2 protein-coding genes are annotated in these 1,638 nt (G+C 57.6%); both read left to right on the top strand.

What is annotated here, in order from left to right; translation table 11 throughout:
- Positions 1-600 precede the first annotated feature (600 nt).
- Positions 601-783: a hypothetical protein gene (locus ABIB90_RS41570; RefSeq protein ID WP_354202977.1), complete on the top strand. Its 183-nt coding sequence runs from the start codon at positions 601-603 to the stop codon at positions 781-783.
- Between the two features lie 180 nt (positions 784-963).
- The gene (locus ABIB90_RS41565) at positions 964-1,191 is read left to right on the top strand and encodes a hypothetical protein (RefSeq protein ID WP_354165196.1); all 228 of its coding nucleotides are present in this window, start codon (positions 964-966) and stop codon (positions 1,189-1,191) included.
- Positions 1,192-1,638: the final 447 nt, after the last annotated feature.

The following is a 1,638-nucleotide window of genomic DNA, read 5'->3' as shown; positions in this document are numbered from 1 at the left end:
CTTGTTTGAGGCTCTACCCGGTCCATCCGGGCAACCCTCGTCGCAACATCGAGGGTGAGTCGCCTCATTTTGTGGGGGGACATACAGTCTAGCGGACTTCCCTCCGTTCACCGACTCGACCGGCGGCAACAAAGTGACGGTCGACTCGCGAGAGAACAACGAAAGTTGCCTGGACTGGAAATTCCGCGATCCGAAGCACATATCATCGGGATGGTGACAATTGTGCAATGCACTTGCGGTGCTGAGTACAGACGCACCGAAGAGAAGTTCTTGGTACCGCATACAGGTGACGCGGTCTGCGCAATCTGCGGAGCTGCTCTGGAATCGTGCCAGGAAAGCACCCACGTTCCCAGTTACCAACTTATTTGAACGTCCGAAGGCGAAGACGGAGTGACAGAATGAAGCGGACTCCAGATGAAACCGATCTCAAGCAGCGATCGGCGTGAGGTCCCTTATTGGCCCGAATCCGAGAACTCGACACTTACCTCTGGCTTGGCTGACAGGGATAACCGGACCTCGTCCGCGCCGGCCGCCAACTCCGTGTCTGCCCCGCCAAAAAAGGGGTAAAGTGCTCCAGGGTCACATCCGATGAGTAACAACATGACCCCACTCCCCAAGTTAATTCCTGCGATCGACCGGCGTGCCTTCGCGATCATGGGCAACACGATGCCGCCCCGAGATCCTGATGATGACGAAGAGGAAGACGACGAAGAGGAAGAGGAAGAAGAAGAAGAAGACAAAAGCGACGAACCGCCGGTCGTGCGCGAGCCGGATGAAGACTAAGCAGGGTCCTTATAAGTAGCCTGAGCTTCGGAGAGCGTGATCCCCAGCCTGGTGCCGGCGCGCTCGTGCGTCCGGCGGCTTTCAAGGTCGGTCTAATTCCGAGAGAGCAGCGGACAGGCGCTGAATGGACCACGGGTTCTCGGCGCACACTCTCGGCGTTCGCGGGTAGAGGAGGCGAGCATGACCCTCATATGGCTTGGTGTGCTCCTTATTTTCGGCGGCGTGCTCCAAATGGCGTTTCAGCCCATTTGGCGAGGCCGACTCAGCGGTGGAAGGCGGCTTCGCTCCGGGCGTGATACGCTGGAGCCTGAAAGACCGGGTAGCGGCTTCGGCATCAAATCGAACTGGCCTGGACTTGTGATGGTCGCGCTTGGCGGCGCTTTTTTGCTGGCCGGTGCTGCCATCTGAGTTGAAACGAATGTCTCAGGCGTTGCCCGTTATCTGGCCAGGCCAATGTGCCAGAGCCATGTCTCCTGGCCCGTGGCTGCCTTGATCCCACGCTGCCAAATGTCGGCTGATAGGGACAGACCGGAAATTTGCGGATGAGAATTGGCACTTTTGACAAAGCGGATATTGAAGGCGCCTAGTTCCACGCATGATCCCTCCGGCACGTCGGCTAGGCAGCTCTGCATTTGGGGTTTATCCGACGTTCCGCCGTCTTCATGAAGGATGGCTTCCCTGGTGGGCGAGGACCTACCCCGATTTGACCTACCGTTTAAGCGGAAGATCGGAGGAAATATCGCAGATTTGCGCCATGTGAGTGAGCGACCCGAGACATAGGTGACAGTTCGTACCGGACACATGGGTTACACTTTCCGCTTTTGTTCTGCGGGAGGTGTAGATGCCGTGGAAAGC

The sequence above is a fragment of the Bradyrhizobium sp. JR4.1 genome (assembly GCF_040548605.1).
In the GTDB taxonomy this organism is placed as follows: domain Bacteria; phylum Pseudomonadota; class Alphaproteobacteria; order Rhizobiales; family Xanthobacteraceae; genus Bradyrhizobium; species Bradyrhizobium canariense.
This window is presented reverse-complemented; position numbering and strand designations above follow the sequence as displayed.